Origin of the sequence: Bordetella sp., assembly GCF_051960075.1 — a bacterium.
Classification (GTDB): Bacteria; Pseudomonadota; Gammaproteobacteria; order Burkholderiales; family Burkholderiaceae_B; genus Bordetella.
This window is the reverse complement of the sequence record NZ_JBQCER010000083.1, coordinates 1-24,074: the sequence shown is the minus strand read 5'-3', so window position 1 is coordinate 24,074 and position 24,074 is coordinate 1. Positions and strand designations below refer to the sequence as shown.

The following is a 24,074-nucleotide window of genomic DNA, read 5'->3' as shown; positions in this document are numbered from 1 at the left end:
CGGGGCTCAGACAGCGCGCCCGGAAAGCCCCCCCCCTCCCTACGGAAGCCCTCGGCAGCCTCCAACAGGCCGCAAACCCCCAGCCCCTGCGCGGCCCGGCCGACTTGCTGCATCTCGCATTGTGCCGATGCCATCGACCGATAAAGCAATCAATGTCCCGCCGCCGCCAGCTTGTCCAGAGCCAGATTCAGCTCCAGCACGTTGACCGTGGAATCTCCCAGTATTCCCGCCCAGGCGCCGGCCCGGGTGTATTGCCGCACCAGGTTGCGCACGGCATCCACGGGCAGGCCGCGCGCACGCGCCACGCGGGCGATCTGATAATCGGCGGCGGCCGGGCTGATCTGCGGGTCCAGGCCGCTGGCCGAGGCCGTGACCAGATCCACCGGCACCGGCGCAGTATTGGTCGGGTCTGCCGCCTTGAGCGCCGCGATGCGGTCCTTCACGGCCTGAGTCAGGTCGGGATTGGTGGGCCCCAGGTTGGAGCCGCCCGACGCAGCCGCGTTGTAGGGCATGGGCGAGGTGGCCGACGGACGGCCCCAGAAATAACCGGGCGCGCTGAAGGCCTGGCCGATGCGCGACGAGCCGATCACCTGGCCGTTGCGCTCGATCAGCGAGCCCGAGGCTTGATGCGGAAAGGCCAACTTGGCCACGCCGGTGGTGACGAGCGGATAGACCAGTCCGGTGACGACCGACAGCGTGACGAACAGCGCCAGGGCAGGGCGCAGCAGGCCGGCGGGTTTGGAGTCGATGGTTTGTTGCATGATGGTTTCCTCGAGGTGCTTGACGTGCGGGCCTGGGCGTTCAAGCCCAGCCCATGGCGGACAGGATCATGTCGATCAGCTTGATGCCGACGAAGGGCACCAGCAGGCCGCCCAGGCCGTAGATCAACAGATTGCGCCGCAGCAGGACGGCCGCGCCCAGCGGGCGGTAGCGCACGCCCTTCAGGGCCAGCGGGATCAGCGCGATGATGATGAGCGCGTTGAAGATCACGGCCGAGAGGATGGACGAGGCGGGCGTGGCCAGGTGCATGATGTTGAGCACGCCCAGTTGCGGATACACCGCGGCGAACGCCGCCGGGATGATGGCGAAGTACTTGGCCACGTCGTTGGCGATGCTGAAAGTAGTGAGCGAGCCGCGCGTCATCAGCATCTGCTTGCCGATCTCGACGATCTCGATCAGTTTGGTGGGGTTGGAATCCAGGTCCACCATATTGCCGGCTTCCTTGGCGGCCTGCGTGCCCGAGTTCATGGCCACGGCCACGTCGGCCTGGGCCAGCGCGGGCGCGTCGTTGGTGCCGTCGCCCGTCATGGCCACCAGGCGACCTTCCTGCTGATAGTTGCGGATCAGCTTGAGCTTGGCCTCGGGCGTCGCTTCGGCCAGGAAGTCGTCCACGCCTGCTTCGGCGGCGATGGCGGCGGCGGTAAGTTTGTTGTCGCCGGTGATCATCACCGTCTTGATGCCCATGCGGCGCAGCTCGGCAAAGCGCGGCTGGATCTCCGGTTTGACGATGTCCTTGAGCTCGATCACGCCCAGCGCGCGGCCGCCGTCGGCCACGGCCAGCGGCGTGCTGCCGCGCCGCGCGATGATATCGGCGTCGCGCGTCAGCGCCGCGGGCAGGGCGCCGCCGCCGTCGCGCAGCCAGGAGGTCACGGCGTCGACCGCGCCCTTGCGGATCGAGCGGCCGTGCAGGTCCACGCCGCTCATGCGGGTCTGCGCGGTAAAGGGCACGAACTCGGCGCCGGGCAGGTCGTTGCTTGGCAGCGCGCCCAACTGGCGATCGGCCAGCGCGACGATGCTGCGGCCTTCGGGCGTCTCGTCAGCCAGCGAGGCCAGGCGGGCGGCCTCGGCCAGCTCGCGCTCGCTTATCCCGGGCGCAGGCAAAAAGGCCGAGGCCTGGCGGTTGCCGAAAGTGATGGTGCCGGTCTTGTCCAGCAGCAGCACGTCGACGTCGCCGGCGGCTTCCACCGCGCGGCCGGACGTGGCGATGACGTTGGCCTGCATCATGCGGCTCATGCCGGCCACTCCGATGGCCGAGAGCAGGCCGCCGATGGTGGTGGGGATCAGACATACCAGCAAAGCCACCAGCGCCGTGACCGAGACCACGCCGCCGCCGCCCGCGGCATGCACGGCATAGGCCGAGAAGGGCAGCAGCGTGACGCAGACCAGCAGGAATACGATGGTCAGGCCCACCAGCAGAATGGTCAGCGCCAGTTCGTTGGGCGTTTTCTGGCGCTTGGCGCCTTCGACCATGGCGATCATGCGGTCCAGGAAGCTTTCGCCCGGATTGGCCGCGATGCGCACGAAGATCCAGTCCGACAGCACGCGCGTGCCGCCGGTCACCGACGAGAAGTCGCCGCCCGACTCGCGGATCACCGGCGCCGATTCGCCGGTGATGGCGCTTTCGTCGACCGAGGCGATGCCGCACACGACCTGGCCGTCGCCCGGCACGGTGTCGCCGGCCATGATCAGAACCACGTCGCCCTTGCGCAGGTCGCCCGAGGGTTTGAGAACGGTGCTGTCTTGCCAAGCCTGGGGCGTGGCGTCGCGCAGCATCGCGTCGCTGGGCGCGGACTTGAGGAAACGGGCCTGGATGGTGGTGCGCAGGCCGCGGAGCGTCGCGGCCTGTTGCTTGCCGCGGCCTTCGGCCAGGGCCTCGGCGAAGTTGGCGAAGAGCACCGTGAACCACAGCCAGGCCGAGACGGCCAGGATGAAGCCGGCGGGCGCCTCGGCGTGGCCGGCCAGGGCCATGAACCACAATAAGGTGGTGAGGATGCTGCCGATATAGACGACGAACATCACGGGGTTGCGCCATTGCGTGGCGGGCGCCAGTTTGATGAAGCTGTCGCGCAGCGCCGGGACCATGAGCGAGCGCGACCAGAAGCCGAAATCGCGGGGTGCGGCCGCGGCGGGCGCGGGGGCCGCCACGGCGGCGGGTGAAGGATTGCGAGTATCCATGATCATTCCAGCGTATTAATGTTGCAGGTACTCGGCCACGGGGCCCAGCGCCAGGGCGGGCACATAGGTCAGCGCGCCCACCAGCAGGATCGAACCGATCAACAGCACCACGAACAGCGGGCCGGTGGTCGGAATGGTGCAGGGGCCGGCCTGCAGGAGCGGCTTGGCTGCGAGCGATCCGGCCAGCCCGAGCACGGCCACGATGGGGGCATAGCGTCCCAGCCACATCGCCAGGCCCAGCAGAATGTTGTAGAACGGCGTGTTGGCCGACAGGCCGGCGAAGGCGCTGCCGTTGTTGTTGGCCGCCGACGAGAAGGCATAGAGGATTTCCGAATAGCCGTGTATGCCCGGGTTGGCGATGCCCGCCAGGCCAGCGCTCGCCAGCACGGCGATCGCGGTGCCCGACAGCACCAGAAAAGGCGTGGCCAGCAGCGCGATGGAAACCATCTTCATGTCGAAGGCATCGATTTTCTTGCCCAGGTATTCAGGCGTGCGGCCTATCATCAGGCCCGCGATGAACACCGACAGGATGGCGAAGGCCAGCATGCCGTAGAGCCCGGAGCCCACGCCGCCGAAGATGATTTCGCCCAACTGGATCAGCAGCATCGGCGACAGGCCGCCCATTGCGGTGAACGAGTCGTGCATGCCGTTGACCGCGCCGCACGAGGCCGATGTGGTGATGGTGGCAAAGAGCGCGGTGGGGCCGATGCCGAAGCGCGCTTCCTTGCCTTCCATATTGCCCACGCCGGGCGACAGGCCGGCGTGCACCAGGGCCGGCGAAGCCTGGTATTCATAGTGCGCGGTGAGCAGCGCAAAGGCGACGAACATCAGGGCCATCGTGGCGAAGATCACATAGCCCTGTTTGCGGTTGCCGGCCATTTCCCCGAACGCGAAGCACAAAGCCCCCGGAATGGCGAAGATCGCCAGCATCTGCAGCATATTGGACAGCGCGGTGGGATTCTCGAAGGGATGCGCCGAGTTGGCGTTGAAGAAGCCGCCGCCGTTGGTGCCCAGCATCTTGATGGCCTCCTGCGAAGCCACCGGGCCCATGGCGATGGTCTGCGTCTGCGTGGTCACGCTCTGCATTGCGGGCTTGCCCTGCGCGTCCAGCACGGGCTGGCCCTGGGCATCGAGCCTGGGCGCATCGTAGGTCACGGACTCGACGGTGTGCGCCTGCACATAAGGGTCGAAGTTCTGGATCGCGCCCTGTTGCACGAAGAAGATCGCCAGCAGAAACGACAGCGGCAGCAGCACATACAGTGTGCAGCGCGTCATATCGACCCAGAAATTGCCGATGGCGCGCGCGCTGTGCCGCGTCAGGCCGCGGATCAGCGCGAACAGCACGGCAATGGCCAGGGCGGCCGAAAAGAAGTTCTGCACCGTCAGCGCGAGCATCTGCGTGAGATAGCTCATCGTCGATTCGGGCGTGTAGCCCTGCCAATTGGTGTTGGTCACGAACGAGACGGCGGTGTTGAACGAAGAGTCGGGCGATACCGCATCCAGGCCTGCGGGATTGAGCGGCAGCAGTTTCTGCAGGCGCTGCAGGGCATAGACGGCGATGAAGCCGAGCACGCTGAACAGCAGCGTGGCCAGGGCATAGCGCTTCCAGCTCATTTCGGCCAGCGGGTCCACGCCCGCGATGCGGTAGATCGCGCGTTCGATGGGGCGGCCCCAGGCGGTGAGCCGGTATCGGCCGTTTTCCATGGACTCGCGGATATAACGGCCCAGGAAAGGCGATATGGCCAGCAATATCACGAGGAACACCGCCAGCAGTGCGATGTAGCGGGTATCCATCAGAATTTCTCCGGCTTGAACAATGCGATGAGCAGGTAAACCATCAGCAGCGCGGCCAGGCCGCCGCTGATCCAGTAGATGAGGTTCATGGCCGCTCTCCTTGCGAGAGGGCCGAACAGAAAACGGTCAGGCCCCAGATCGAGCCGGCCAACGCGCCGAAAATGGCGAAATACAGCAGGTCCATGTTTTTCTCCCCAGGGGCATGCAGCCCCCTGTGTAGGTCCGGCGCGGCATGAGCGGCCGGAGGTGTGCGCAGATTAGGCAGACAGGGATAAAAACGGGATAAAGCTTGAGAGGGCCGCTATAAAAAGCGCGTAAAAACCGCGTAAGCGCCCGGCGCATGAAGAAAGTCGGATTCATGCCCTAAAATGGTGCGTATTTACTGGGAATTGGCCTGAGTCAGACGTGAAAATGCATCAAACTAGGGCATTCCCCTAGTGTATTGAGCCCGCAAGCGGTGCAGAATTCCGTTCGAAGCAGGTGAGGAGACACAACAGCCCACAGGGCAAACCGGCAACGCCGGAATATAAATTCCATAACAAAAATAAAGCAGTATCGAAAAAAGCAAGAAAAGCGCGACGGCCGGCACATCAACGTGTCGGCCGTTTTCGCATCCGGATTTCGCATAAGAAAGCGTCGCGGGGACGCATTGAAGCCATGCAGGATCACGACCATTCGCAGCCTTCCATGTCTGATGGGCCGCATCCGCCATGTGTGCTCCCTGGCTATTGGCGCCGCAATCTGCGGCGCATCGCGGTCCTGCTGGCCGCATGGCTGCTGTTGACCCTCGCACCGGCGTTGCTCACGAACTGGCTTTCATTCGGCTTCATCGGCTGGCCGTTTTCGTTCTGGCTGGCCGCCTACGGCGCGCCGCTGGCGTACCTGATCATCGTGGCGGTATATGCCTGGCTGATGAGCCGCGCCGATCGCCCCATGCGGAACCGCTGATGCCGCCGCCTCAGCCGCCGGGCCCGTTCAGCCAGCGGCTGGGCCGCGTCTATACCCTCTATACCGCGGGGTTCTGCCTGCTGGTGCTGTTCCTGGCTCTGGCCGAGATGGCAGGGCTGGCTCGCAGCTGGATCGGTTATGTGTTCCTGTTCGTCACAGTGAGCCTGTACGCAGGCATCGGCATCCTGTGCCGTACCTCCGATCCGGTCGAGTACTACGTGGCGGGCCGGCGCGTGCCGGCCTTCTACAACGGCATGGCCACGGCGGCCGACTGGATGTCGGTGGCTTCCTTCATCGGCGTTGCGGGCACGCTGTATCTCACCGGCTACGGCGGACTGGCCTATGTCATGGGCTGGACAGGCGGCTATGTGCTGGTTGCGCTGCTGCTGGCGCCTTACTTGCGCAAATTCGGCCAATACACCATTCCCGATTTTCTCGGCGTGCGCTATGGCGGCAACGTGCCGCGGCTGGCCGGCGTAGCCTGCGCGGTGCTGTGCTCCTTCACCTATCTGGTGGCGCAGATCTACGGGGTGGGCATCATCACCACGCGGCTTACCGGAATTCCCTTCGAGCTGGGAATCTTCGTGGCGCTGGGCGGCATGCTGGTCTGTTCGTTCCTGGGCGGCATGCGCGCGGTCACCTGGACACAGGTGGGGCAATACATCATTCTGGTGATCGCCTATCTCACGCCGGTGGTTTGGCTGTCGGTCAAAGACACCGGCTCGCCCATCCCGCAGCTGTCGGCGGGCTCGGTACTGCGTCAGGTTTCCGCCAAGGAACTGCAGTTACGCCACGACCCGGCCGAGCAGGCCGTGCGTCGGCTCTGGCGCGAACAGGCCCGTGAAATGACGCGGCGCCTTGACGCGCTGCCGCAGTCCTGGGCGCAGGAAAAAGAACGCCTGCGCGCGCGGCTGGCCGAACGCGTCGCCGCCGACGCGCCCATGGTCGAGGTGCGCACGCTCGAGCGCGAGCTGGCCGACTTTCCGCCGGATCCCGACGCAGCCCGCGTGGCCTGGGCCAAAGCGCGGCAGACGTACGAGGCGCGGGGTTCGCCGCCGGTGCCCCACGCGCAGCCCTTTCCCGCGGGCAACGAGACCGAGCAGCGCAATATGCGCGTGAACTTCCTGGCGCTGGTGCTGTGCCTGATGCTCGGCACGGCAGGCATGCCGCACATTCTTACGCGGTCCTACACTACGGCGTCGGTGGGCGAAGCGCGCAAATCGGTGTTCTGGGCCTTGCTCTTCATTCTGCTGCTGTATTTCACGGCGCCTGCGCTGGCCCTGCTGGTGAAGTACGAGGTCTATACCCAGCTGGTGGGAAGTTACTACGCCAATCTGCCGGCCTGGGTCCATGCCTGGGGGGCGGTCGATCCCAACCTGATGAACGTGGTGGACATCAACCACGATGGCATCGTGCAATTGAGCGAGATCGGCATCGGCGCAGACGTCGTCGTGCTGGCCATGCCCGAGATCGGCGGCCTGCCGTACGTCATGTCCGGGCTGGTGGCGGCCGGCGCTCTGGCGGCCGCGCTATCGACCGCCGACGGCCTGCTGCTGACGCTGTCGAATTCCATTTCGCACGACACCTGGTTCCGCGTGGTCGCGCCGCGCACGCCGGCCGGCCGGCGCGTGATCGTCTCCAAGGTGCTGCTTCTGCTGGTGGCGTTCGCCGCGGCCTGGGTCGCGGCGCGCAAGCCGGCCGACATTCTCATCATGGTGTCGGCGGCTTTTTCCTTCTCGGCCTCGTCCTTCTTTCCTGCGCTGGTCATGGGCGTGTTCTGGAAACGCGCCAACAAATGGGGAGCGACGCTGGGCATGGCGGTGGGCCTGGCGGTGACGTTCGCCTACATGGCGCACGCCGACCCCTGGCTGCGCGAATGGGTCTTCAACGTGCCGCGCACTCAGGCGGTGGATTTGTGGTGGGGCATACAGCCTATCTGTGCGGGGCTATTCGGCGCGCCGGCCGCGTTTCTGACGATCGTGGTCGTATCGTTGCTCACGCCCAGGCCGGACGCGGCGACCGAGGCGCTGGTGGATTATCTGCGGGAGCCGGATCGGTAGTCGGCGGATAGGCGCGCTGCAATCGCCTGCGATCCGGTCCGATCAGCCCTGCATCAGCACCAATAGCGCGCCCGATCCGCCCTCGCGCGGCGTGGCTTCGGAAAAGGCCAGCACCTCGGGCTTCTGCGCCAGCCAGGCGCGGACCTTGTCTTTGAGCACCGGGTTCATGCCCTCGGAGCCATAGCCCTTGCCGTGCACGATGCGTAGGCAGCGCACGCCCTGGCCCAGGCATTCGTCGAGAAAAGAGATCACGGCGTGGCGCGCCTGCTCCACACGCAGGCCGTGCAGGTCGAGCTCGGCGCCCGCGCGCCAATGGCCTTGCTTGAGTTTGCGCGCGGTGTCGGGCGCGGCGTCGGCGCGCACATAGGCGGTGCCGTTTTCGGAGAGCAGATGCGCCACGCCGCCGTCGGAAATGCCGGCGTCGGCGCGGTCCGGCTTTTCGCCGGTGGCGTGCATGCGGCGCGCCTCGACTGCGGGGCTCGCCGGCAGGGCGGCAGGGCGACGCTCGATCTGGTTGCGCGTCTTGATCGGCGTGGCGCTCTGCACGGCTTTGCGGAACGCGTCGATGTCCTGCTCCGGCGCAGCCCGATCGAGCCGGATGCGGTCCTGCGCCGCCATGCGCTCGGCGCGTTCGGCCACTTTGCGGGCTTCTTGAGCCTGCTTGTGCAGATCCTTCAGATCGGCCAGGCCGTTTTTGGCGCCGCGCATCGACTTACTTTTCAGCGTTGTCGAGCCAGAATTGCGCGTCCAGCGCGGCCATGCAGCCGGTGGCTGCGCTGGTGATGGCCTGGCGGTAGACGTAGTCCTGCACGTCGCCGGCGGCGAAAACGCCGGGCACCGAGGTCATGGTGGCCATGCCCTTGCGGCCGCTCTGCGTGACGATGTAGCCGTCCTGCATCTCGAGCTGGCCGGTGAAAATGTCGGTGTTGGGATGATGGCCGATGGCGATGAAGCAGCCGGCCACGTCCACGGGCTCGGCGGCACCGGTCTGCACATTGCGGATGCGCACGCCTGTGACGCCGCTGTCGTCACCCAGCACCTCTTCCAGTACGCTGTGCAGCTTGAGCTCCATATTGCCGTTGGCGACCTTGTCCATCATGCGATCGATGAGGATGGGCTCGGCGCGGAATTTGTCGCGGCGGTGGATCACCGTGACTTTGCGGCAGATATTGGACAGGTACAGCGCCTCTTCGACGGCGGTGTTGCCGCCGCCCACCACCACCACGTCTTTATTGCGGTAGAAGAAGCCGTCGCAGGTGGCGCAGCCCGACACGCCGCGGCCCATGAAGGCCGTCTCGCTTTCCAGGCCCAGGTATTTGGCCGAAGCGCCGGTGGCGATGATGAGCGCATCGCAGGTATAGAGATCGCCCGTATCGCCGGTCAGGGTGAAGGGGCGCCTGGACAGGTCGACTTTGACGATCGTGTCGAAAACCAGCTCGGTCTCGAAGCGCTCGGCGTGCTTCTGGAAGCGCTCCATCAGCTCGGGGCCCTGTACGCCGTCGACATCGGCGGGCCAATTGTCGACCTCGGTGGTGGTCATCAGCTGGCCGCCCTGCGCCAGGCCGGTGATCAGGAGCGGTTTGAGATTGGCGCGGGCGGCGTAGACGGCGGCGGTGTAGCCGGCCGGACCCGACCCCAGAATCAGGACTTTGGCGTGTTTGGGCGTGGACATGGATCGTGATCGCTAATGGTATTTTCGGGCCGGCCGGGTCCTGGTTTCGGATCGCACCGGGCAGCCTGATAGATGGCCTATCGTCATTATAATGAGGCCCATGCCGCGCATTTCAACCGCCTCCCCACGCGCCTCGCGCAATACCCGTAACGGGCCGTCCGCCCTGCAGTCGCGGCTCGCGTCGCTGCTGCGCGAGGCCCGCTGGATATTTTTCGCCGCCCTGGCAGCCTGGCTGACCCTGGTGCTGATCTCCTGGAATCCGGCCGATCCTGGCTGGACCCACTCGGCGGTCACGGCCGGCAGCCCCATGCACAACGGCGGCGGCGCCGTCGGCGCCTGGTTGGCCGACGTGCTCCTGTATCTCTTCGGCTTTTCGGCCTGGTTGTGGGTGGTCCTGCTGGTGCACCGCGTGCGGGCCGGCTATCGCCGTCTGGCCACGCAACTGCGCGCCGTCGGACGCGAACCCGAACCGCTGCCGCGCGTGCATTGGGAACAGGGCGTGGGCTTTTTTCTGCTGTTCGCCGGGTCGCTGGGCCTGGAGGCGCTGCGCCTGCGCAGCCTGGGCGTGCATCTGCCCAGCGCCACCGGACACGCGAGCGGCGCCGGCGGCGTCATCGGCCAGTTGCTGGCCGGCTGGCTGGCGCACGTCCTGGGTTTCGACGGCGGCACGCTGGTGCTGCTGGTGCTGGTCGCGGTGGGCTTGAGCCTGTTCTTCGCCTTTTCCTGGCTGGATGTGGCCGAGCGCGTCGGCGGCTGGCTGGAGCAGGGCCTGCGCGCCACCGTCAACGCTTACACGGCGCGCCAGGACCGCCGCGTGGGCGAAGTGGCCAGCGCCCAACGCGAAGAGCACGTCGAGGCCAAGCACGAAAAAATGGCGGTGCACGAGCCCATTCGCATCGAGCCGGCCATCGTGGTGGTGCCGCCCTCCGAGCGTCTGGCCAAGGAAAAGCAGCAGACCCTGTTCGACCGCCCCGAAGGCGAAGCCTCGCTGCCCGAGCTCGGCCTGCTCGACCCGCCGCTGGGCAATCAGGAAACCGTCTCGGCCGAAACCATCGAGTTCACCTCCCGCCTGATCGAGAAAAAGCTCGCCGATTTCGGCGTATCGGTGACCGTGGTGGCGGCCCAGGCCGGTCCGGTCATCACGCGCTACGAAATCGAGCCGGCCACCGGCGTCAAGGGCAGCCAGATCGTCAACCTGGCCAAGGATCTGGCGCGCGCACTGAGCCTGGTCAGCATCCGCGTGGTCGAGACCATCCCGGGCAAGAACCTCATGGGCCTGGAGCTGCCCAATCCCAGGCGCCAGATGGTGCGCCTGTCCGAGATCCTGGGTTCGCAGACCTATCATGCCAACCCGTCGGCGCTCACCATGGCGCTGGGCAAAGACATTGCCGGCCATCCGGTGGTGGCCGACCTGGCCAAGATGCCGCACCTGCTGGTGGCCGGCACCACCGGCTCGGGCAAGTCGGTGGGCATCAACGCGATGATCCTGTCCCTGCTCTACAAGGCCGACGCCTCGCAGACCCGCCTCATCCTCATCGATCCCAAGATGCTCGAAATGAGCGTCTACGAGGGCATTCCGCACCTGCTGGCCCCGGTGGTCACCGACATGCGCCAGGCCGCCAATGCGCTGAACTGGTGCGTGGGCGAAATGGAAAAGCGCTACCGCCTCATGAGCAAGATGGGCGTGCGCAACCTGGCGGGCTACAACGCCAAGATCCGCGCCGCCATCGAGCGCGAGGAGCCCATCCCCAATCCCTTCTCGCTCACGCCCGAGCAGCCCGAGCCCCTGTCGGCCATGCCCATGATCGTGGTGGTCATCGACGAGCTGGCCGACCTGATGATGGTGGTGGGCAAGAAGATCGAGGAACTCATCGCCCGCCTGGCGCAAAAGGCGCGCGCCGCCGGCATCCATCTGGTGCTGGCCACGCAGCGGCCCAGCGTGGACGTGATCACCGGTCTGATCAAGGCCAACATCCCGACGCGCATCGCGTTTCAGGTGTCGTCCAAGATCGACTCGCGCACCATCCTCGATCAGATGGGCGCCGAAAGCCTGCTGGGCCAGGGCGACATGCTCTACATGCCGCCCGGCACCGGCCTGCCCACGCGCGTGCACGGGGCGTTCGTGCATGACGACGAGGTGCACCGCGTGGTCGAATCCCTGAAGGCGCAGGGCGAGCCCAACTACATCGAAGGGCTGCTCGAGGGCGGCCTGGAGGGCGATTCGGCCGAAGGTGCGAGCAGCATTACCGGCATCGGCGGCGACGCCGAGTCGGATCCGATGTACGACCAGGCTTGCGAGGTGGTGCTCAAGAACCGCCGCGCTTCGATCTCGCTGGTGCAGCGCCACTTGCGCATCGGCTACAACCGCGCAGCGCGGCTGCTCGAACAAATGGAAAACGCCGGGCTGGTGTCGGCCATGCAGTCCAACGGCAATCGTGAAATTCTGGCGCCGGCCCGGGAGGATGCGTAATGCGATCGGTAGTGCGGGCGTTGTTGTTTGTGTTGCTGGCTTGCGGCCCGGCGCTGACCTGGGCCGCGACGGCGCAAGAACAGCTCAAGACCTTCGTCTCCACGGTGCAATCGGCCACGGGCTCGTTCAGCCAGGTGACCACCAGCCCGCAGGGCGGCAAGGCCGCACCCGCGCAGCAGGGCACGTTCGCTTTTCAGCGGCCGGGCAAGTTCCGCTGGGAAGTGCAAAAGCCTTATGCGCAGCTCATCGTGGCCGATGGCAGGCAGGTCTATCAATACGATCCCGACCTGGCCCAGGTGACCGTGCGCGAAGTCGGCAAGGCCATCGGCGCGTCGCCGGCCGCCATTCTCTTCGGCTCGGGCGATCTGGAGCAGGCGTTCAACGTTTCGGCGCTACCCGACAAGGACGGCCTGCAGTGGCTGCGCGCCAAGCCGCACAACGCCGCCGACGCGGGTTTCGCTCAGGTGGACATCGGCATGCGCGACAACACGCCGGTGCGCATCCTGCTGCTCGATGCCTTCGGCCAGACGACGCGGGTGGATCTTTCCGGCCTGCAGGCCAATGCCCCCGTGCCTGCGTCGCAATTTCAGTTCACGGCGCCCAAGGGCACGGACGTCGTGCGGATGTAAAGCCCGGTTTATCAGGCTTTGGGGCTTCGGCCTCAGGCCTTTTTATAGGCCACGCACTCGATCTCGACTTTCGCGTCGATCATCAGGCGCGATTCCACGCAAGCCCGCGCTGGCGGATTGGCGCCGAAGTATTCCACGAATACCTTGTTGAAAGCCGCGAAATCGCGCGGATCGTCGAGCCACACGCCGCAGCGGACCACGTGCTCCGTACCGTAGCCGGCTTCGGCCAGAACGGCCAGCAGGTTGCGGATAGCCGCATGCGTCTGCGTGACCACGTTGCCTTCGACCACCACGCCGTTTTCCATCGGTACCTGGCCCGACACATACAGCCAGCCGTCTGCCTGCACGGCGCGTGAAAAAGGCATGTGGGCGCCGCCCTGGCCGACGCCGCCGGCAGCGCCGTAGCGGATGATGCCGTTGGCGTCGGCTTGGGGAGTGTTGCTCATCGTGATTTCCTTGGAATTGGCGAGACCGATGTCGTCGCTCGGTTTCAGGCTTGATAGGTATTGAACGAAGCGCGCAGGTCCTTGCCGCGGGGCAGCCAGCGGCCGGCGCGCTGCCCGGTGGTCTGACCGCCGCGGTAGGACAGTACACCGTTGACCCAGACGCCTTCGATGCCCGAGGCGGGCTGCACCGGCAGAGAGAAGGTGGCGCGGTCGATGACCGTGGCCGGGTTGAAAAGCACCAGGTCCGCCTGATGGCCTTCTTTGATCAGCCCACGATCGGTCAGACCGAAGCGCGACGCGGTGAGACCCGTCATCTTGTGTATGGCGGTTTCGAGCGAGAACAGCTTGAGATCGCGGCTGTAATGGCCCAGCACGCGCGGAAAGGCGCCCCATAGCCGAGGATGCGGCAGCGGGTCGTTGGGCAGGCCGTCCGAGCCGATCATCGTGCGTTCGTGCGCCAGGATGCGCTGCACATCGGCCTCGTCCATGCCGTGATAGACCGCGCCGGCCGGCTGCAGGCGGCGCGCGGCTTCCAGCAGGGGCAGGTTCCAGTTCGCGGCGATCTCGGCCAGCGTGCGGCCGGCCATCTCGGGATGCGGGGAGGACCAGGTGATGTCGATGTCGAAGTCGCTCGTTACCTGCTTCAGATCCAGCGTGGACGAACTGGCCGCATAGGGGTAGCAGTCGCAGCCCACGGGCAGATGGCGTCCGGCGGTATCCAGGCTGTCGAGCACCTCGCGACTGCGGCCCCAGTTGCCGGCGCCGGCGCACTTGAGATGCGAGATGATCACCGGCACGCGCGCATGGGCGCCGACGTCGTAGGCCTCCTGCATGGCATCGAGGATGGCGTCGAACTCGGTGCGCAGGTGCGTGGTGTAGAGCGCGCCGTGGGCGTCGAGCTCCTTGGCCAGCGTCTGTACTTCGGTGACGTCGGAATCGAAGGCGGAGGCGTAGGCCAGGCCGGTGCTCAGGCCCAGGGCGCCATGTTCCAGGGCCTCGCGCAGCTGCTCGCGCATGGCGTGCGTTTCGGCCGCCGTGGCGGGACGGTCCAGGCGATCCATGTGGTTGCTGCGCAGGGCCGTGTGGCCGACCAGCGCAGCCACGTTGACGCTGGGTTGCGCGGCGTCGACGGCGCGCGCGTAATCGGCGAAGGTCGGATAGCAGAATGCCGGGCGCTCGCCCAGGAGGTTCATCGGGTCGGGCGGGTCGCCGCGCAGGCTCACCGGCGCGGCGCTGATGCCGCAGTTGCCCACCACCACGGTGGTCACGCCCTGCGACAGCTTGGGCAGCATGTCGGGGGTGCGGATGACGTTGGTGTCGTCGTGCGTGTGCGCGTCGATGAAGCCCGGCGCGAGAGCCAGGCCCGATCCGGCCACGACCGTGCGCGCGCTTGCGGCGGCCAATTGGCCGATAGCGGCGATGCGGCCGTCGGCCAGCGCCACGTCGGCCCGGCCGGGCGGCGCACCGGTGCCGTCGTAGACCAGCGCGCCGTGTATCAGGGTGTCGTACATCAGGGTCAATCTCCCAACGGCAGCCGGTTGGGGCCGCCGCGGTATTCGTCCAGTGCCAGCTTGATGCGGCGCAATTTTTCTTTGGTGTCGTCTTGATGGATCAAGGCCAGTTCGGTGGCCAGAATGTCGATGGCCAGCAGCATGGCGTAGCGCGACGCCGAGGGTTTGTAGATGAAGTCGGTTTCCGCCGTATGAATGGGGATGGACACATCGGCCAGTTTGGCCAGCGGCGTCGACGGGTCGGTCAGCGCCACGATGCGGGCGCGATATTGCCGCACGATGCGGGCGACGTCCAGGATTTCCGGCGTCAGGCCCGAGGCCGAGAGAATCACCACGGCATCGCGCGCATCGAGCGTTGCGGCCACCATGCGCAGCAGCACGGAGTCGCTGTAGGCTGCTACGCCGTAGCCCAGGCGCACCAGGCGCGACTGCATTTCCTGGGCCAGCGCGGCCGAGGCGCCGCCCATGCCGAAGATATAGATCATCCGGGCGTCGCGCACGATGCCCGCGGCCTGTTCGAATACGGCCTCGGAAAACAACGGCAGATGCGCGCGCAGCGTGGCCTCGATGTCGCCGTACAGGCGCGCGTAGAACGTGCTTTCTTCCGGCACGTCGCCGGCCAGGAAGCGCTCGCCCACGGCGCTGGCCCGGGCGAGTTTGAGCTTGAGATCGCGCGTGTCGTCGCAACCCACGGCGCGGGCAAAGCGCGAGATCGCTGCGATGCTCACGCCCGCCTTGCGCGCCAGCTGATCGACCGTGGCGCCCGAGGCGCTGGCGATATCGTCCAGGATGGCGTCGGCCACCTTGCGTTCGGTGGCGCTGAGCGTGTCGCGCTGGCTGCGTATCTGGTAGACGACGTCGCGCGGCGTGGGCAGGGCGGATGCATCGGCCGAATGGCTCGCCGGCTGTCCCGGATTGCCGCGCGCGCCCTTTCGGGCGATCGGACGAGAGGCGCTCATGATGCCCCCTTGGCGCTGCGCGCCGGTCCCCCGAGGGGGAATGAACGCTTGAGGCAGCTCGGCGCGTTCATGATGTGATCTCGTCGATGCGCACGCAGGCGGCATAGTGCCCCTGGCCCAGGTCGCGCTGCGGCGGCGTCGCCTCGGCGCAGCGCGCGTCGGCATGGGGGCAGCGGGTGCGGAACACGCAGCCCGAAGGCGAGTTCATCGGACTTGGGATCTCGCCGGTGAGCAGGATGCGCTGGCGCGGCGCGCGCGGATCCGGCACGGGGGCTGCCGACAGCAGCGCCTGCGTATAGGGATGGCGCGGCGCTTCGTACACGAGGCGGGTCGGACCGCGTTCCATGACGCGGCCCAGGTACATCACCACCACCTCCTCGCACAGATAGTCGACCACGGCGAGATCGTGGGCGACGAAGAGCATGGTCAGCCCCAGATCGCGCTGCAGGTCTTGCAGCAGATTGAGCACCTGCGCCTGCACCGAGACGTCCAGCGCCGACACGGGTTCGTCTGCCACGATGAAGTCCGGCTCCACCGCCAGCGCTCGGGCGATGCCGATGCGCTGGCGCTGGCCGCCGGAGAATTCGTGCGGATAGCGCTTGCGATGATCCGCGTTCAGGCCCACGCGTTCGAGCAGTTCTCGGATGCGCGCGTCGCGCCGGTCTTGCGCCAATTTATGCGTATCCAGGGCCTCGCCGATGATTTCGGCTACCGTCATGCGCGGGTTGAGGCTGGCGTAGGGATCCTGGAACACGATCTGCATGCGCCGCCGCCAGGGCAGCATGCGCGCCTCGTCCAGCCCGGAGATGTCCTGGCCGTCGAAAAGCACCCGGCCGCCCGTGGGCTTGATCAGACGCAGCAGCGCGCGGCCCGTGGTGGTCTTGCCCGAGCCCGACTCGCCCACCAGTCCGACGATGGCGCGGCGCGGTACGTCGAAGCTCACGTCTTCGACGGCGCGCACGACCGGCGCGTTGCGCGACGACCCCGTGGGAAAGTGCACTTTCAGGCCCTGCACGCTCAGAAGCGGGGCGGCGGCTTGCGATTGCGGTGCGTTCATGAGAGTGCTCATGCGTGGTTCATTTCGGCGTTGACAGACTCTTGGACCTTGAAGCAGCGGGCATGGTGCGCGGGGCGCACCGCGATCAGTTCGGGAACGGCGGCGGTGCATTGCCCGCTGGCCAGCGGACAGCGCGGCGCGAAAGTGCAGCCCGAGGGCAGGGCGGTGACGCTGGGCACGTTGCCCGGTATGGGCGCCAGGCGCCGGCGCGAGGCCAGCAGCGCCGCCGTGGGTATGCACGATAGCAGGCCCTGGGTATAGGGGTGGGTCGGGCGGTCGAAGAGATCGTGCACGCCGGCATCCTCCACGACGCGGCCGGCGTACATGACCACCACGCGGTGCGCGATCTCGGCCACTACGCCCAGGTTGTGCGTGACGAACAGAATGCTCATGCCGCTTTCGGCCTGCAGGCGGCGCAGCAGGTCCAGGATCTGGGCTTGCACCGTGACGTCCAGCGCCGTGGTGGGTTCGTCGGCGATCAGCACCGACGGATTGCAGGCCAGCGCCAGCGCGATCATCACGCGCTGACGCATGCCGCCCGACATCTGGTGCGGGTACTCGTTGACCCGACGCGCCGCGGCGGGAATCTCCACGCGATCGAGCAGGGCTTGCGCGCGCTTGAGCGCGTCGCGCTTCGAACCGCCTTCGTGCTGCAGGATGGCCTCGGCGATCTGGTCGCCGACGGTATAGAGCGGGTTCAGGCTGGTCATCGGCTCCTGGAAGATCATGGCGATCTCCGCGCCGCGGATGCGCCGCATGGTAGCGGCGTTGGCCTGGGCCAGATCGTGCGCTTGCCCCCGGCGGTCGCGCAGCAGGATCTTGCCCGCTTCGATGCGGCCGGCCGGCTTGGCCAGCAGGCCCATGATGGACAGGCTGGTCACCGACTTGCCCGAGCCCGACTCGCCCACGATGGCCAGCGTTTCGCCGCGCGCCAGATCGAAGGTCACGCCGTCCACCGATTTGGCCACGCCGTCGCGGCTGTGGAACCAGGTTTTCAGGCCCTGGACCGACAGCACGACGTCGCGCTCGCTTTTTGTTTGCATAGTGTCGTGCATGATTCACAGTTCCTTGCGCAGACGCGGGTCGAGCACGTCGCGCAGACCGTCGCCCACCAATTGCAGCGACATCACCGCCAGCACGATGGCGATGCCGGGAAACACCATGATCCAGTCTGCCGTGCCCATGTACTGCTGGCCGCCGTTGATCATCGTGCCCCAGGTGGGAATATCGGGCGATACGCCCACGCCCAGGAAAGACAGCCCGGCTTCGGCCAGGATGGCGTAGGCGAAGGTGAAGGTGCCCTGCACCAGCAAGGGCGACATCAGGTTGCGCAGCACGTGCACCGTGACGATGCGGCGCGTGGGCACGCCCAGCGCCCGCGCGGCTTCGACGAAGGGCAGTTCGCGTATCACCAGCGTCGAGGCGCGCACGATGCGCGCCAGCCGCGGCGCGTAGACGATGCCCAGCGCGATGATGACGTTGCTCAGCGACGGACCGAGCGCAGCCACCAGCGAAATCGCCAGCAAAATATCGGGGAAAGCCATCATGGCGTCGATCAGGCGCGAGACCACCTTGTCGGCGCCGCGGAAGAAGCCCGCGACCAGGCCCAGCACGATGCCCAGAACGCTCGAGAGCACCACCACCATGAAGCCCACGGTGAGCGACAGGCGGCCGCCATAGATCACGCGGCTGAACACGTCGCGGCCGAAATCGTCGGTGCCGAACCAGTGCAGGCTGCTGGGCGCCTTGAGCCGGTTCATGATGGACAGCTTATAAGGGTCGAAGGGCGCGATCCAGGGCGCGAACACGGCGGCGGCGACCAGCACGACCAGCACGATCAGGCTGATCAGCACCGTCTTGCGCGCCACCAGCAGGCGCAGGATCTGCCAGCGGTCGGAACCCGAACCGGAAGCAACGGAAGGACTCGATGCAAGACTCATGTCAGCTCCGCCGGGCCGCCCCAAGGGGCTGACGCGCCCCCTCGGGGGCAGTGAACAAAGTGAACGTGGGGGTCGTCATCTCAGTACCGTACGCGAGGGTCGACCAGCAGATAGAGCAGGTCGATGAAAAGATTGATCAGCACATAGATGGCGGCGATCACCAGCAGCGCGCCCTGGATCACCGGGTAGTCGCGGCGCAGTACCGCCGACACCACCAGGCTGCCCACGCCGGGCAGGCCGAACACGGTCTCGGTGACCACCGCGCCGCTGACCAGCAGGGCGGCCGTCAGGCCCAGTACCGTGAGGATGGGAATGAGCGCGTTGCGCACCGCGTGCCGCAGGATCACCCGGGTTTCGGTCAGGCCCTTGGCACGGGCGGTGCGCACGTAGTCGTCGCGCAGCACGTCGAGCATACTGGCGCGGATAAAGCGCGTGATCAGTGCCGAGTTCACCAGGCCCAGCACGACGGCAGGCAGGATGAGGTGGGACAAACGGTCGCCGATGCCGGCGCCCGGGCCGCCGTAGCCGGACACCGGCAGCCAGCCCAGCTTGACGGAGAAAAACTCCATCAGCAGCAGGCCCAGCCAGAAACTCGGCACGCTCGACGTGAACATCGAGAATCCCTGCACCGTCTGATCCAGCGCCGTGCCGCGCTTGACCGCCGAGAGAATGCCCACCGGCAGCGCGATGGCGGTGGCGATCGCCAGCGACATCAGCGTCAGCCAGAAGGTGGGCTCGGCCCGGTCGGCCAGCACCGTCAGCACGGGCTTGTTCAGGAAGATCGATCGGCCCAGGTCGCCTTGCGCCAGATGGCCCAGCCAGGTGACGTACTGAGTCAATATCGATTGATCCAGTCCAAGCTGGGCGCGCAACGCGGCGATGTCCTGCTGCGTGGCTTGCGGCCCCAGCATCACGGCCGCGGGATCGCCGGGCGTGATGCGCAGGATGACGAAGACGATGGTCGCGACGATGAACATCACGACGACCAAGCCGATCAGGCGGTTCAGGAGATAACGCAGCACGGCGTCAGGCCTTCCAGGTGTTCCAGAAATACGGCCAAGGCGCGGGCGTCAGGCCCTGCAGCTTGGGCGACCGGGCCGACAGCGCGTTGAAGTCGCCCACCTTGATGAAGGGCACTTCCTCGAACACGGCCTTTTGCACATCGGCCCACAGTTTCAGGCGCTCGTCCTGCGTGCGCGCTTCGTTGAAGGCGTTCAGCGCCTTGTCGCGACGCGGCGTGTCCCACCAGCCCGGCGAATCCTTGGACGGGAATTCGATCAGGGCGGGTTCGGGCAGGAAGGGGCTGTGGGTGATGAAGATGTCCCACAGATCGGCATTGGCGCGGCGCTGCACGAGCGTGGCCCAGTCCACCACCTGCATGTCCACCTTGAAGCCGGCGGCCTTGAAATACTCATTGGCTACCAGCGCCATCTTGTAGTGGAACTCGTACTGCTGGCTGGTGAGCAGACGTATGGTGCGGTCCTTGGGGTTGGCCGCATCCAGCAGCTTTTTGGCGCCGGGCGCGTCGCCCTTGTTGTAGACCGCGCCGCCCAGGTCGGTGGCCCAGGGGAAGCCCTTGGGATACAGATCGGCATCCAGAGCGTAGAAGTTCTTGTCGCCGAAGGCGGCGTACAGCATGTCTTCTTCGCTCAGCGCCAGTTGCGCAGCCTGGCGCACCTTCAGATCGGCCATGAGTCCCTTCTTGGTGTTCATGACCAGACGCGGCCAGCCGAAGGGCTGGAGTATCACCGGCAGCGACTTGCCCGCCTTGAGCTGCGCCAGGGATTCGACCGCCAGCGAGTCGACGTAGTCGTACTGACCGGCGATGGCGCTTTCCAGACGCGTGTTGGCGTTGCTCATCGGCACGAAGCGGATCTCGTCCAGATATTGCTTGCGCGCGCCGCCGTAGCCGTCGGGCTCGCCCGCGCGCGATTTGTAGGCCGCGAAGCGCACCAGTTGGATGTATTGGTCGGGTACGCGGGCCTTGAGCTGGTAGGGACCGGTGCCGATGAACTCGTTCAGCGTGGCCGCCAGTTTCTTGGCCGGCATGATCACGGCGGCGCTGTTGTTCATGGCCAGCAGCGCGGTCAGCGGCGCATAGGGCTGGTTGAGCGTGATGCGGATGCCGTCCGCGCCCGTGGCCTCGATATTGGCAATGACGGCGGCCGCCTGCTTGCCGCGCGAGGCCACGCCGGTCCAGCGCTTGAGCGAGGCCACGACATCGGCCGAGCTCATGGCTGAGCCGTCATGGAAGGTGACGCCCTGGCGCAGCGCGATGTCGGAGGTCTTGCCGTCGGCGCTGATCTGCGGCAGCGACTCGGCCAGCAGCGGGGTGACGTTCCACTTGGCGTCGAAGGTGTAGAGCGTTTCGAAAATATGCTGGGTCAGGATGCCGACCAGGTCGGCCGTGCTGATCATCGGATCCAGCGTGGGCGGCTCGCCGATGGTGGCCACCGTAATGGTGCCGCCCTTGACGGGTGTGGCGCCGAACACGGTCGTGGGCAGGCCGACCGCGCCCAGGGTGCCGCCCATGGCCATGGCGATCAGGCTGCGGCGGCGCGTCATCGAGAAGTTCATGAGTCAGGCTCCAAAAAAAAGTGGGGGTTGTCCCGAGGAGGGATCAAAAGCGTCGAAAGAAAACGTCGAAAGCAAGGACTGGCAATGCAGGCCTAGAAATACGTCTCGGCCACGCCGGTCACGTCGTAGCGCTCGTCGAGCAGCAGCACCTGGCGCCACTTGTCGAAGGTCAGGCAAGGGTGGCAGACATCGAAGGAAATCATGTCGCCGACTTCCAGATCGTCGCCCGGGGCGATCTGCATGAAGGCGTGCTGATCCATCATGGCCGTGATCTGCCAGTTCGGCGCCGCCTTGCCGGGCTTGCCGCCCGCGTCGCGGCTGGGGCGGTAGTGCATGTCCGGCACGGGCATGCCGGCATCGAAGGCGGCGTCGCGTTTGCCCAGCGCGACGATGGCGCGGCCGGGCTCGGGTATCGATTGCACATAGGCCCAGATCTGCAGCGCAGGTTGCAGGGACGAGGCCATCTTGCGCGCCACCGGGTTGTTCTGCGCGATGCGCTCGGCCGCGCTGCGGTAGGCGCCGACGTCGTGCGTCACGTAGCAGCCCGGACGCAGCACGACGTCCAGCGGCTGGCCGATGTCCACGCCGGCGAATTCCTCGGCCACCACGTCGTACCAGGCCGAACCCGCACCGGTGAGTATGGACGGCGCATTCGAGCGCAGGCGGCCGGCTTGAGCCAATTGGCGCAGCGTGGCGACGGCGCGGCGCAGAAAGGCGCGGATCTCGTCTTCTTCCTTGAGCACGCCTTCATAGATTTCGACGCCGGCCAGGGCGAGCGATTGGGGCCAGCGGGCCAATTCGTCCAGCACGGACGCGAGCGCGGCGTCGTCGCGCACGCCGGTGCGCCCGCCCTGCGGGCCCAATTCGATCAGCACCGGAAGCACCTGGCCTCGCGCGGCGAAGAACTCGCCCAGCTGGCGCGCGCCGGCCACCGAATCGACCAGGCAGCAGAAGTCGAAATCCGGATCGCGCAGCAGATCGGCAATCATCGCCATATTGGCTTTGCCCACCAGCTGGTTGGCCATGAGCACGCGGCGCACGCCGTGCAGATAGGCCGCCTTGGTCTGCGGCGCCGTGGCCAGGGTGATGCCCCAGGCGCCGTGTTCCAGCTGCATATGAAAGAGCCGGGGGCTCATGGTGGTCTTGCCGTGCGGCGCCAGCTTGACCTGGTAGGCAGTCAGGAACTGCCGCATCCATTCCAGGTTGTGCTGCACGCGGTCTTCGTACAGCACGGCGACGGGCAGGCTCACGTCTTCGGCCAGCAGGTTCCAGCCCAGGCCGGCCGCCTGGTCGCTGGCCCGGCCGGCGGGAAACACGCCCAGGCCCTTGCCGGCCGGGTCGAGCAGAGGGGACGGAATCGAGATATCAGCCATGATGTTTTGAAATTTTTTACAAGAAATGCGAATTTTTGATATCTTCGTGAAATAAATTTTCAAGGAAAACTGGGATTTTCCCTAGGCCCGCTTCCCGCCGGGAGTCACCTCGTCTCGCCCGGGAACCGGAGGCGGCGCCATGCTCTAATTCGCTCATGAGCAGTCCCGACCTCTTCGCCGACGACCCCGCGCATCGCCCTTATGTGCCCCTGGCCGAGCGGCTGCGCCCGCGCACCCTGGCCGACGTGGTGGGGCAGTCGCATCTGCTCGGACCCGACAAGCCCCTGCGGGTGGCTTTCGCCTCGGGTCGGCCGCATTCCATGATCTTCTGGGGGCCGCCGGGCGTAGGCAAAACCACGCTGGCGCGCCTGATGGCCGATGGCTTCGACGCGCAATTCATCGCCATCTCGGCCGTATTGGGCGGCGTCAAGGACATCCGCGACGCGGTCACCACGGCGCAGATCGCGCAAGGCCAGGGCCGCCGCACCATTCTCTTCGTCGACGAGGTGCACCGCTTCAACAAGGCCCAGCAAGACGCCTTCCTGCCCTATGTCGAAAGCGGCCTGTTCACCTTCATCGGCGCCACCACCGAGAACCCCTCGTTCGAGGTCAACTCCGCGCTGCTGTCGCGCGCCCGCGTCTACGTGCTGCAGGCGCTCACGGCTCAGGAACTCGCGCTCCTCATCGACCGCGCGGTGGCCGCCATGAACGAAGGCCGCGGCGGGGAGGGAGAGCCGCCGCTCGTGCAGTTCACTGAAGACGCCCGCGAGCAACTGGCCGCCTGGGCCGACGGCGATGCCCGCCGCCTCATCAGCGCCGTCGAAGTCGTGGCCGAATCGGCATTGACCGCCGGCCACGACATCGTCGACGCCGCCTGGCTGGAAAACGCCCTGTCGCAAAACCTGCGCCGCTTCGACAGAGGCGGCGAGGCCTTCTACGATCAGATCAGCGCGCTGCATAAATCCGTGCGCGGCTCCGATCCGGACGCCGCGTTGTATTGGTTCTGCCGCATGATGGATGGCGGCGCGGACGGGCTCTATCTGGCCCGCCGCATCGTGCGCATGGCCTGGGAAGACATCGGCCTTGCCGACCCGCGCGCCATGCAGATCGTCAACGATGCCGCGGCCACCTACGAGCGCCTGGGCTCGCCCGAGGGCGAACTGGCCCTGGGCCAGGCCGTCATCTACCTGGCCTGCGCCGCCAAATCCAACGCCGGCTACAACGCCTACAACGCCGCCAAGAAGTACGCCGCCGAGCACGGCAGCGCGCCCGTGCCCCTGCACCTGCGCAACGCGCCCACCAAACTCATGAAAGAACTGGGCTACGGCCAGGCCTACCGCTACGCCCACGACGAGCCGCACGGTTACGCCGCCGGCGAGCAATACTTTCCCGACGGCCTGGAAACCACCTTCTACCGCCCGACCGACCGCGGCCTGGAGGCTAAAATCCAGCAGAAACTCGAATTCCTGAATGACCTGGACCGCCAGTACAAGAAAAAGTCCTGATTTTCGTTCTTGAACCGTCATCGACAGAACTGCGGAATTCCGATGCTCGCCCGGTGGGCTGGGCGTCGGGTTTGTCCCGGGGGCTGGGGGGGCCAAACCCACAATCCGGTGTTTTTTTAACACGCAAGGGGGGACGCCGGGTGTCAACGGGACGGGGGGGGAAACCCAAACCCAGCCC

At 66.4% G+C, this 24,074-nt stretch carries 20 protein-coding genes; 5 read left to right on the top strand and 15 right to left on the bottom strand.

Annotated features, from left to right (window positions below; genetic code table 11):
- Positions 1-149 precede the first annotated feature (149 nt).
- The 4 genes from kdpC to kdpF all read right to left on the bottom strand — a co-directional run bounded on the left by kdpC (position 150) and on the right by kdpF (position 4,838).
- A complete protein-coding gene (gene kdpC, locus ACTHJ1_RS14065; protein ID WP_440193394.1) occupies positions 150-761 on the bottom strand; it encodes a potassium-transporting ATPase subunit KdpC in 612 nt (203 codons plus the stop codon).
- A 40-nt stretch (positions 762-801) separates the two neighbouring features.
- A complete protein-coding gene (gene kdpB / locus ACTHJ1_RS14060; RefSeq protein WP_440193398.1) occupies positions 802-2,862 on the bottom strand; it encodes a potassium-transporting ATPase subunit KdpB in 2,061 nt (686 codons plus the stop codon).
- 108 nt (positions 2,863-2,970) lie between these two features.
- Positions 2,971-4,749: a potassium-transporting ATPase subunit KdpA gene (gene kdpA / locus ACTHJ1_RS14055; RefSeq protein ID WP_440193392.1), complete on the bottom strand. Its 1,779-nt coding sequence runs from the start codon at positions 4,747-4,749 to the stop codon at positions 2,971-2,973.
- A complete protein-coding gene (gene kdpF / locus ACTHJ1_RS14050) occupies positions 4,749-4,838 on the bottom strand; it encodes a K(+)-transporting ATPase subunit F (protein WP_440193390.1) in 90 nt (29 codons plus the stop codon). Before kdpF ends, kdpA begins: the two co-directional genes overlap by 1 nt.
- A 598-nt stretch (positions 4,839-5,436) precedes the next feature.
- Here kdpF and ACTHJ1_RS14045 point away from each other — a divergent pair.
- Positions 5,437-5,697: a DUF4212 domain-containing protein gene (locus ACTHJ1_RS14045; RefSeq protein ID WP_440193388.1), complete on the top strand. Its 261-nt coding sequence runs from the start codon at positions 5,437-5,439 to the stop codon at positions 5,695-5,697.
- Positions 5,697-7,757 (top strand): VC_2705 family sodium/solute symporter, encoded by a 2,061-nt coding sequence (locus ACTHJ1_RS14040; protein WP_440193386.1) that lies wholly within the window; start codon positions 5,697-5,699, stop codon positions 7,755-7,757. Before ACTHJ1_RS14045 ends, ACTHJ1_RS14040 begins: the two co-directional genes overlap by 1 nt.
- Positions 7,758-7,799: 42 nt before the next feature.
- Here the strand turns inward: ACTHJ1_RS14040 and ACTHJ1_RS14035 are convergent, their stop codons facing one another.
- Entirely contained in the window at positions 7,800-8,465 is a 666-nt protein-coding gene (locus ACTHJ1_RS14035; RefSeq protein ID WP_440193384.1) for a Smr/MutS family protein, read from the bottom strand.
- Positions 8,466-8,469: 4 nt separating this feature from the next.
- Entirely contained in the window at positions 8,470-9,429 is a 960-nt protein-coding gene (gene trxB, locus ACTHJ1_RS14030) for a thioredoxin-disulfide reductase (RefSeq protein ID WP_440193382.1), read from the bottom strand.
- A 100-nt stretch (positions 9,430-9,529) separates the two neighbouring features.
- Between trxB and ACTHJ1_RS14025 the strand changes: the two genes are divergently transcribed.
- Entirely contained in the window at positions 9,530-11,899 is a 2,370-nt protein-coding gene (locus ACTHJ1_RS14025) for a DNA translocase FtsK (RefSeq protein ID WP_440193380.1), read from the top strand.
- Complete coding sequence (gene lolA, locus ACTHJ1_RS14020; protein ID WP_440193378.1) at positions 11,899-12,528, top strand: outer membrane lipoprotein chaperone LolA; 630 nt, start codon at positions 11,899-11,901, stop codon at positions 12,526-12,528. Before ACTHJ1_RS14025 ends, lolA begins: the two co-directional genes overlap by 1 nt.
- Before the next feature lie 32 nt (positions 12,529-12,560).
- On the opposite strand, the gene ACTHJ1_RS14015 is transcribed toward lolA, so the two are convergent.
- The 9 genes from ACTHJ1_RS14015 to ACTHJ1_RS13975 form a co-directional block, all read right to left on the bottom strand.
- Positions 12,561-12,974, bottom strand: coding sequence for a RidA family protein (locus ACTHJ1_RS14015; protein WP_440193376.1), 414 nt, complete (start codon positions 12,972-12,974; stop codon positions 12,561-12,563).
- A 44-nt stretch (positions 12,975-13,018) separates the two neighbouring features.
- A complete protein-coding gene (locus ACTHJ1_RS14010) occupies positions 13,019-14,485 on the bottom strand; it encodes an N-acyl-D-amino-acid deacylase family protein (RefSeq protein ID WP_440193374.1) in 1,467 nt (488 codons plus the stop codon).
- Between the two features lie 5 nt (positions 14,486-14,490).
- Positions 14,491-15,444 carry a MurR/RpiR family transcriptional regulator gene (locus ACTHJ1_RS14005; protein WP_440193372.1) on the bottom strand — a complete coding sequence of 318 codons (954 nt, stop codon included), beginning with the start codon at positions 15,442-15,444 and terminating at the stop codon, positions 14,491-14,493.
- 67 nt (positions 15,445-15,511) lie between these two features.
- Entirely contained in the window at positions 15,512-16,501 is a 990-nt protein-coding gene (locus ACTHJ1_RS14000; RefSeq protein WP_440193396.1) for an ABC transporter ATP-binding protein, read from the bottom strand.
- A gap of 8 nt (positions 16,502-16,509) precedes the next feature.
- Positions 16,510-17,556 (bottom strand): ABC transporter ATP-binding protein, encoded by a 1,047-nt coding sequence (locus ACTHJ1_RS13995; protein ID WP_440193370.1) that lies wholly within the window; start codon positions 17,554-17,556, stop codon positions 16,510-16,512.
- A 3-nt stretch (positions 17,557-17,559) separates the two neighbouring features.
- Positions 17,560-18,441 (bottom strand): ABC transporter permease, encoded by an 882-nt coding sequence (locus tag ACTHJ1_RS13990; protein ID WP_440193368.1) that lies wholly within the window; start codon positions 18,439-18,441, stop codon positions 17,560-17,562.
- A gap of 80 nt (positions 18,442-18,521) precedes the next feature.
- Positions 18,522-19,463, bottom strand: a complete 942-nt coding sequence (locus tag ACTHJ1_RS13985; RefSeq protein WP_440193366.1) for an ABC transporter permease — start codon at positions 19,461-19,463, stop codon at positions 18,522-18,524.
- Positions 19,464-19,467: 4 nt separating this feature from the next.
- Positions 19,468-21,018 (bottom strand): ABC transporter substrate-binding protein, encoded by a 1,551-nt coding sequence (locus ACTHJ1_RS13980; protein WP_440193364.1) that lies wholly within the window; start codon positions 21,016-21,018, stop codon positions 19,468-19,470.
- A gap of 92 nt (positions 21,019-21,110) precedes the next feature.
- Complete coding sequence (locus ACTHJ1_RS13975) at positions 21,111-22,391, bottom strand: amino acid deaminase (RefSeq protein ID WP_440193362.1); 1,281 nt, start codon at positions 22,389-22,391, stop codon at positions 21,111-21,113.
- 155 nt (positions 22,392-22,546) lie between these two features.
- On the opposite strand from ACTHJ1_RS13975, the gene ACTHJ1_RS13970 reads away from it, so the two are divergent.
- Positions 22,547-23,896, top strand: coding sequence for a replication-associated recombination protein A (locus ACTHJ1_RS13970; RefSeq protein WP_440193360.1), 1,350 nt, complete (start codon positions 22,547-22,549; stop codon positions 23,894-23,896).
- Positions 23,897-24,074: the final 178 nt, after the last annotated feature.

What these genes read in the sequence shown, in the direction of transcription:
- kdpC (WP_440193394.1), bottom strand. Translation starts at nt 761, where the DNA reads ATGCAACAAACCATCGACTCCAAACCCGCCGGCCTGCTGCGCCCTGCC.
- kdpB (WP_440193398.1), bottom strand. Translation starts at nt 2,862, where the DNA reads ATGGTCCCGGCGCTGCGCGACAGCTTCATCAAACTGGCGCCCGCCACG.
- kdpA (WP_440193392.1), bottom strand. Translation starts at nt 4,749, where the DNA reads ATGGATACCCGCTACATCGCACTGCTGGCGGTGTTCCTCGTGATATTG.
- kdpF (WP_440193390.1), bottom strand. Translation starts at nt 4,838, where the DNA reads ATGAACCTCATCTACTGGATCAGCGGCGGCCTGGCCGCGCTGCTGATG.
- ACTHJ1_RS14045 (WP_440193388.1), top strand. Translation starts at nt 5,437, where the DNA reads ATGTCTGATGGGCCGCATCCGCCATGTGTGCTCCCTGGCTATTGGCGC.
- ACTHJ1_RS14040 (WP_440193386.1), top strand. Translation starts at nt 5,697, where the DNA reads ATGCCGCCGCCTCAGCCGCCGGGCCCGTTCAGCCAGCGGCTGGGCCGC.
- ACTHJ1_RS14035 (WP_440193384.1), bottom strand. Translation starts at nt 8,465, where the DNA reads ATGCGCGGCGCCAAAAACGGCCTGGCCGATCTGAAGGATCTGCACAAG.
- trxB (WP_440193382.1), bottom strand. Translation starts at nt 9,429, where the DNA reads ATGTCCACGCCCAAACACGCCAAAGTCCTGATTCTGGGGTCGGGTCCG.
- ACTHJ1_RS14025 (WP_440193380.1), top strand. Translation starts at nt 9,530, where the DNA reads ATGCCGCGCATTTCAACCGCCTCCCCACGCGCCTCGCGCAATACCCGT.
- lolA (WP_440193378.1), top strand. Translation starts at nt 11,899, where the DNA reads ATGCGATCGGTAGTGCGGGCGTTGTTGTTTGTGTTGCTGGCTTGCGGC.
- ACTHJ1_RS14015 (WP_440193376.1), bottom strand. Translation starts at nt 12,974, where the DNA reads ATGAGCAACACTCCCCAAGCCGACGCCAACGGCATCATCCGCTACGGC.
- ACTHJ1_RS14010 (WP_440193374.1), bottom strand. Translation starts at nt 14,485, where the DNA reads ATGTACGACACCCTGATACACGGCGCGCTGGTCTACGACGGCACCGGT.
- ACTHJ1_RS14005 (WP_440193372.1), bottom strand. Translation starts at nt 15,444, where the DNA reads ATGAGCGCCTCTCGTCCGATCGCCCGAAAGGGCGCGCGCGGCAATCCG.
- ACTHJ1_RS14000 (WP_440193396.1), bottom strand. Translation starts at nt 16,501, where the DNA reads ATGAACGCACCGCAATCGCAAGCCGCCGCCCCGCTTCTGAGCGTGCAG.
- ACTHJ1_RS13995 (WP_440193370.1), bottom strand. Translation starts at nt 17,556, where the DNA reads ATGCACGACACTATGCAAACAAAAAGCGAGCGCGACGTCGTGCTGTCG.
- ACTHJ1_RS13990 (WP_440193368.1), bottom strand. Translation starts at nt 18,441, where the DNA reads ATGAGTCTTGCATCGAGTCCTTCCGTTGCTTCCGGTTCGGGTTCCGAC.
- ACTHJ1_RS13980 (WP_440193364.1), bottom strand. Translation starts at nt 21,018, where the DNA reads ATGAACTTCTCGATGACGCGCCGCCGCAGCCTGATCGCCATGGCCATG.
- ACTHJ1_RS13975 (WP_440193362.1), bottom strand. Translation starts at nt 22,391, where the DNA reads ATGGCTGATATCTCGATTCCGTCCCCTCTGCTCGACCCGGCCGGCAAG.
- ACTHJ1_RS13970 (WP_440193360.1), top strand. Translation starts at nt 22,547, where the DNA reads ATGAGCAGTCCCGACCTCTTCGCCGACGACCCCGCGCATCGCCCTTAT.